The sequence below is a fragment of the Candidatus Nitrosotalea okcheonensis genome (assembly GCF_900177045.1).
Taxonomy (GTDB): domain Archaea; phylum Thermoproteota; class Nitrososphaeria; order Nitrososphaerales; family Nitrosopumilaceae; genus Nitrosotalea; species Nitrosotalea okcheonensis.
On record NZ_LT841358.1, the window covers coordinates 1965808 to 1972585 of the forward strand.

The following is a 6778-nucleotide window of genomic DNA, read 5'->3' on the forward strand; positions in this document are numbered from 1 at the left end:
AATGAAAACTCTACATATTTTGATGATAATTGGAATAACAATAGCGGGAATAATTGCAACAATCATAATTTTACAAACTCCTCACATTCAAATCAAAATTGAAAAAGTAAATGGCACTTATGTAGCAGGCACGCCAATAGATTTTTTTGTGACAGCCGATGGTTATGGTGAGTTTTGTATGGGACCTGAAGTACACATACTTGATGCTACAAACCAAAGCAATGTAGTGTGGTGGGGGTCGTCTCCTGCATATTCAGGAATGTATTGTAACCCACACCAAGTAGAATTTACTTTTCATGCTGGAGAGCAATATGTCGTCTCACTACATACTAATCGTCCGATAATTCTCAACAATACTGGACATTACATAATAAAGGCAAGTCTTGGGAATACATTTTCTGAAAAGGAATTTTCAGTAATTCCATCTGTAAATACAAGAAATAACAATCCGTTTGGAATCACGGCTCTTGTTATTTATCATCCGTTTTTAGGCTGTCTTTCGTCTGGCTGTCCCCACAACAATTTCTATCTCAAGATAAATTCAAATTCTACTGCATACCTGACAGGCTACAACATTTGCAACAAAGATCTCTGTGCTAAAAATAACACTTTATCTGTTTTGTTACCACTCAATGCGATTCTAAAAAATCCTAATTATGCATCAATAGAATTGCCAGAGAATCTAAAGTGGAAGGACGGGGATACAGTAACTATTCAACTTGAAGTGTCGCCTAATGCAAACAACAAAATGACATCATCGATAGATCTTGGAAATTCGACGATAGTTCCATAGAAATGAAACTCCTGTACCTTCAATGATCTTACTATTTTAAGCCACGAAAAACATGCTTTAAAAAGTCTTTTTCGTTTGGGCATTAAACAAATTTAACCAAACTCATCCGGCTTTTAAAATAAAATATTTCTACAAATTGTGAGTTCCGGCAAGTCTGACATAACCGTTCTAGGGTTTAATGACAATGGCATGACAGCAGGAATACCGAGAAGTGAACAGATACACATGGGAATCTTTGGCGAGGTGGGTTCAGGAAAAAGTATTGTGGATACTATAATGATAAATCAGAACATAAACAGAGACGAGGGATTCATGCTTGTTGACCCGCATGGAACTTTAGCACAAGATGTTCTAAGAATGATTCCGGAATCAAAAAAGGATCGCGTAATCTACATCAGTCTGGATACGGTGCGCTTGTGGGGAAAAATTGTAAAAATAAATCCACTTGAGGTAAAGAGTGGAGGCGACAGATATGTTGTTGCCATGAATCTTGTAAATGCATTACGAAACATATATCGCGATTCATGGGGCCCGCAACTTGAGGCCTTGCTAAGAAATGGTGCAAACGCACTTGTAGAAATAGAAGACTCGACACTTAGAGACCTGGTAAAAATAATAACAGATGATAGAATGCGTTCTATTTTTATGAATAAAGTTGCAAACCGAGATGTCAGACATTTCTGGAATGTCTTGTTTCCTCAGCAGTATCAAAAGGATGCGGGACGTTCAGCATACAACAAACTTGACAAGATCTTGTCAACTCCACAAGTTGCAGCAATACTTGATACTGCAAAATCAACAATTGACTTTGGAGATATAATGGAATCAGACAAGTGGGTAATAGTAGATCTATCCAGTGGTGGCTCTGATGATGTGATATCATTTCTTGGGACCATTCTAATCAACATGGTCTATGTCGAAGCAAGAAAGAGATTTGGAAGGCCTGATCTTTCCACAAAACCATTTTTCATGTATATCGATGAGGCACATCTTTTTGCCCCATTTGCGCTCAGGGAATTGCTAAACACCATGAGAAAGGCAAACATGAAGGTGACAATTGCAACCCAGACCATCAATACATTCCCAAGGGAATTTGCAAAGGAGATATCTGCCCTAGTTCGCACGCTAGTTTGCTTCAAAGTGGATATGGAGACTGCAAACATGTTCAAGACCGTAATGCCGGTATCAGTCGAACAACTCACATCAATGACGCAGGGAAGATTTGCCTTTTATTCTCAAGGGAATCCGCCACATACTGGATTGCTAATAGCAGTTCCAATAGTTGACAGGAAAAAAGACTGGAAGGAATTGGCAAGATATAGTGTGGAAAAGTATGGTGAACCAACATCGTTTGAAAGATATGTCATGCCAACAAAGTCACAACATTATTCCCCACAAGTGACACCACTTGAGGCAACAATCCTGCTCTTGCTGTATAATGAAAATAGAGATATGACAAAAGACGAGATCTACGAATTTGTTTACAAAATGTTTCCAGTAAACAAGCGAGATGTTTTTTCAAAACTTGACGATATCCTAGTTAATCAATTACATCTAGTAGAGCGTAAAAATACAACATTTAACGATGGTGATGACAAACTTGTCACTCGTTATGTTTTGTCAGGCCTTGCATACAATAGTTTTTTCTCGCAAGCCATGATGGGAAGACGTGCAGGGTCTCCACTACACCAGACTACAATATTTCTCATAATGAACATGCAGCAAAAGACATTCAAGTTTTGTATTCCAGATCTTGGTGACAAGGGAGAACAAAGACCAGACTTGTTGATATTTGAGCCACAAAGACGCGAGGATTCAAAAGATATAACATATGATCCTCTGTATTGGTCTGAAAAAATAATTGCAGTTGAAGTAGAGACTGATCCTACAAAACATGAATCTCAGGTTGTTGAGAATTTCAGGAAAAACTTTGAACTTGGGTACGATGTATGGTTTATAGTTTTTTCAGACAAACACAAACAGTATGTTGTAGATGCAATGAACAAAAATAACATTGCCAAGCAGTTTTACAATATTATACTAATCCCACCTGATGCAGTAGAGCGACTTGGTAACATACAGAACAATTCTGTAACTCATCTAACTAGGGAGGAACTTGAGGTGTACAACATACTAAAGGGTGGTGGTACTGCGCAGTCTGTTGCCTACAAGGCAGAACTTTCTGCATATGACGTCATGGGGATTTTGTGGAAACTTGAACAAAAAGGTGTAGCAGAACGTGGCTATATTGAGACTAGAAATACAAAATTTGCCTTGGAAGGAAGAAAAAACATCACCCAGACCAAAAGAGAGGAATATTTCATCCCAACAGAGGAGGGCAAGAAACTTGGAAGTTCAGATTCACATAATTTGGAAGCAGAGCAGAAAAGTGATACGGCTGTATTATCTGATATAAAAGACAAGAAGCCTGCAGGGTTTGATTTTTCAAAACTCAGCGATCGAGGATTAAAGGATATGGTATTAGATCCAGAAAATGGACCTCTTGCAAAGACTATACTTGAAAATCGGGGAAATTATGTTCATATCAAAAACGGCAAGGTAATGACAAGAAAAAAGCCACGATGACATCTATAGACAACTAGAGTACGACTTTGTCTTTCTGTTGTTGAGCAAATGAATCCAATGAATTGGGTTTACTGTGGACTTTCTCAGCGTGTACTTGAAACCCTTCTTGTGAGTAAAAAACAATATTGCATTCTTTACAGGTGGGCACGCAATCACTAGAAATGGTTTTTGATTTAATCGATATGATTGAAATTCAGCTATGTTGTAATCAATAATTGTTGTTGTGATCCTCAGTCTGATCCTACCTGTTTGGTAATCATGTTTGATGCCATTCTTGTACAACTGTTTAAAATGAAAATGGAAATCATATGTCATGAGCGAAATGATCGCAGTACCAAAAGATCTATCGGAGAAGATTGAAGGGAGACTGAGTCTTGTAGATCTGAAGGATTTGGCCAGGAAGTTGCTGCCAGCCAACAGCGTACTGAGGATACTGATACTCTCAGAATCTGACAAGTTATTAGGTAAAGAAGGAATTGCAAAACTGGAAATTTTTCTTAAACTGCTTTATCAAGAATTAGAGCACAAGTGATTTTTGCCAGGATCTCATTGTATACTCACAGTTATCCATTTACATGATGATTTCAAAACAAGTATCTTTTGTAACAACGCCTAGATCAATTGGTTTTACCGATATTATTTTGTAGACTAATTTCTCATTAAAAAAAGGCAAAATTATCACATTTCCCTTCATGATAGGCTGTTCCTCTAGGCAATCTTTTAGATATTGTTCAGTCCCAGATGGAATCTGTTTCACGGGTGATACTACAACTGTATTGGCGTTAACAAGATTAATCGACTGTATAGTTACAGAGTCACCAATTCCCACATCCATATTCTTTCTAGATGTGGAATCAACTCTCAAAATATTCAAATTTGCGTCAGAAACTCGTAGCGGAAGACATTTTGCTACGGTCTTTTTCTTTCCACCTATCTCGATCATGTCACCTGTAGTGACATGTAATTCATCCATGGCCTCAAAACTTAGTCTAGCAAAACCTCGCCCAATATCCGTAGAATATGCTTTTTGAACAGGTAAGGAAATCTGCATCAGAGTAGGAATTTTATATTTTATATTACTTCTAAGAAGATGTTAATTTTTACATAATGCTAAGAATATTTTTGTTTACTACTAAAATGGTTATTCACTTCATCAAAAAACCACTTTTTGGATTCATCAAATTCTTTATTGGATATTCTTGCTCCTGTCGGGTGTAGCATAGAAAATACTAGTACTCCATTCCAATCTGCAACACATGCAATCCTCCGCCTTCCAGATCTTTTTATTTCAATTTCTTTGGCATTAATTATTCCCTCTTTCTTTAATGTATCATATGTATGGAGTCCATATACTAACAGAATTTGTGGTCGTATTATTCGTAAAATTTCAGATACTTTATCGTAACAAAATTTTTTCATTTCCTTTCTTTTGTTAAGGGCATACTGACTACCGATCTTATTGGCTTTTTTACTTCGAAAAAATATTAGAGGAAAGGCTACACTATTTTTGAGTAGAGTCTCATTACCTTTAAAAAACTGAATTACTTTTTCAGAAAAATGGTGTTCTGGCGTTCTTTGATAAAAGTTGTCCTTTTCTAATGAGAAATTTCTTTTATCAAATTCCATTCTATTTTCTTTAATGAAATCTTCCTCATCTCCTCCTGGATTATAAGACACTATGACAATCTCGGGATTTTGACGAACTGGAGTATAAAATACTTTGAAACCTGAATCCAAGTCATTGTATTTAGACTTCCATTCGTCGTAGACTTTCCTAGTTAATTCTTCTGCCCATTTATTGATGTTCAATTCTTCAAATGTTCTATAGTGCCAGTCATTTTTGAGTTGTTCCATGACTTTTTGTTTGTGGTTTATCCACTTGGAATGTGTAAATGACTTGAAGGATAGACTCAGAAAAGCAGTAAAGAAATAGATTTTAGAAAAAGGAACAGGTTAGTAAGATTGACATCTAATCCGAATTATCTAGTTCAAAACAGGCAACCTAATTATGACTTCATTATCAGGCAATGTAGATACAAACTCCCATCCTTTCATTATCCAATTCTTGCATTCTGCTATGCTGACTACCTTCTGACTATTCCCGTTCAATCCAAGCGTCTCCATGGATTTCTTTTTGATTAGTTGTTGCATCTGTTCTACACCAAGTTTTGAGAGGTTTCCTAACTTGTCAATCTCGTCCTTTGTATGACCTGCAATGGTCAGAAACTGGAGGTTGAAAGTTTCAAGTATCTTGTCCTGACTTGTTTCCTCTTTTCCTGTCGTAACCAAATGATTGGATCCTCTTGCATATGCCTGGCGCATCTTTTCAATGATATCTTCAGGGAGCCCTTTGTTTACAGTATAGACATGTTCAATGTCTCCCGTGTGGCCCATCCAAAAAACGCGCCAATCCCTTATTACAAGTCCCTCGCTTTCAGCAACCATTAACCTAGTGTCAAAATATCTTCTAAGGATATACGGTCTCCACTGAAAGCCTGCTGCTCTCATCGCTTTTCTCATCAAATCCCCCACATTGTTTGATCCTATGTGATGACCTACCTTCCATGGGTTGTAAGCAAGAGCAGTTATGATTGGAGATGCTAGAGTTATCATCTCGCCATTTCTGATTCTTAATTCCAAATATTGCTTGAGATATTCACATGCTTGTTTGGGAAGAAATGATGTAAATTGATGTCCTGCTTTGGACAAGCATTTTCTTACTGTTACAATTGTGGGAATTTTCTTGAATTCGACTGTACCGTTTTCTATGGTAAGTTCTGGCAAGTCTGCTACCTTGAGGCCATCTTGTCCAAGATAATCGCCTAAAACCTCAATCCTGAATCCACAAAATCCGACAAGAGTTAGCGCTATTTTTGCCCTAATGTTTGCAACATCGAGAACTTTTTGGAGTTCTGCTGGAGTTGGGACTCGCTCGTTCTCGTATTTCGAATAATCATTGGAGCCGCTTATCCTGATTTTCTTTCTTACTTCTATATCGTTGAAACCCCACCAGCTCTTCAATGCTCTGACATATCCCTTGATGTTGGTGCCTGCACTTTTCTTGTTTTCAAAATGTGATATGACCTGGAGCAGAAAGTTGCCGGCAGCTTTGTCATTTAATCTTGCAAGCTTTTGTGTGGTTGTATCAAATGTCTTGCATACGTGTCCTATTCGTCTAAAGTATTCTGCAGCTGTTATCACACTTCCTCTTTCAAGATTCTCTACCCAAAGTTTGAACTGGTTATTTTTTAGAAGATCCTTGTAGGGTGAGTTTTTGAGCGATAGCTTCATTTTTTTGACTCCATTTTAAAAGAAAATTGAGTAAAAAAGGCCAATCTTGGACCCGATTTGAAATGCGGTTGCCGGGATTTGGACCCGGGTCGCAGAATTGGCAATCCC

The 6778-nt window shown here is 37.5% G+C and carries 6 protein-coding genes; 3 read left to right on the plus strand and 3 right to left on the minus strand.

What is annotated here, in order from left to right; genetic code table 11:
* Position 1: 1 nt before the first annotated feature.
* From BQ3481_RS11500 to BQ3481_RS11510, 3 genes are all read left to right on the plus strand, one after another.
* Positions 2-793: a hypothetical protein gene (locus tag BQ3481_RS11500; RefSeq protein ID WP_157928394.1), complete on the plus strand. Its 792-nt coding sequence runs from the start codon at positions 2-4 to the stop codon at positions 791-793.
* Between the two features lie 138 nt (positions 794-931).
* Positions 932-3379: a type IV secretory system conjugative DNA transfer family protein gene (locus BQ3481_RS11505; RefSeq protein ID WP_157928395.1), complete on the plus strand. Its 2448-nt coding sequence runs from the start codon at positions 932-934 to the stop codon at positions 3377-3379.
* A 313-nt stretch (positions 3380-3692) separates the two neighbouring features.
* Positions 3693-3911 carry a hypothetical protein gene (locus BQ3481_RS11510; RefSeq protein ID WP_157928396.1) on the plus strand — a complete coding sequence of 73 codons (219 nt, stop codon included), beginning with the start codon at positions 3693-3695 and terminating at the stop codon, positions 3909-3911.
* Between the two features lie 39 nt (positions 3912-3950).
* Here the strand turns inward: BQ3481_RS11510 and BQ3481_RS11515 are convergent, their stop codons facing one another.
* The 3 genes from BQ3481_RS11515 to BQ3481_RS11525 all read right to left on the minus strand — a co-directional run bounded on the left by BQ3481_RS11515 (position 3951) and on the right by BQ3481_RS11525 (position 6670).
* The gene (locus BQ3481_RS11515; RefSeq protein ID WP_157928397.1) at positions 3951-4430 is read right to left on the minus strand and encodes a CDC48 family AAA ATPase; all 480 of its coding nucleotides are present in this window, start codon (positions 4428-4430) and stop codon (positions 3951-3953) included.
* A 59-nt stretch (positions 4431-4489) separates the two neighbouring features.
* A complete protein-coding gene (locus BQ3481_RS11520; protein WP_157928398.1) occupies positions 4490-5233 on the minus strand; it encodes a hypothetical protein in 744 nt (247 codons plus the stop codon).
* Positions 5234-5362: 129 nt separating this feature from the next.
* Entirely contained in the window at positions 5363-6670 is a 1308-nt protein-coding gene (locus tag BQ3481_RS11525; RefSeq protein WP_157928399.1) for a site-specific integrase, read from the minus strand.
* Positions 6671-6778 lie beyond the last annotated feature (108 nt).

Coding starts and splice junctions, on each gene's coding strand:
- BQ3481_RS11525 (WP_157928399.1), bottom strand. CDS start 6,670: ATGAAGCTATCGCTCAAAAACTCACCCTACAAGGATCTTCTAAAAAAT.
- BQ3481_RS11500 (WP_157928394.1), top strand. CDS start 2: ATGAAAACTCTACATATTTTGATGATAATTGGAATAACAATAGCGGGA.
- BQ3481_RS11520 (WP_157928398.1), bottom strand. CDS start 5,233: ATGGAACAACTCAAAAATGACTGGCACTATAGAACATTTGAAGAATTG.
- BQ3481_RS11515 (WP_157928397.1), bottom strand. CDS start 4,430: ATGCAGATTTCCTTACCTGTTCAAAAAGCATATTCTACGGATATTGGG.
- BQ3481_RS11510 (WP_157928396.1), top strand. CDS start 3,693: ATGAGCGAAATGATCGCAGTACCAAAAGATCTATCGGAGAAGATTGAA.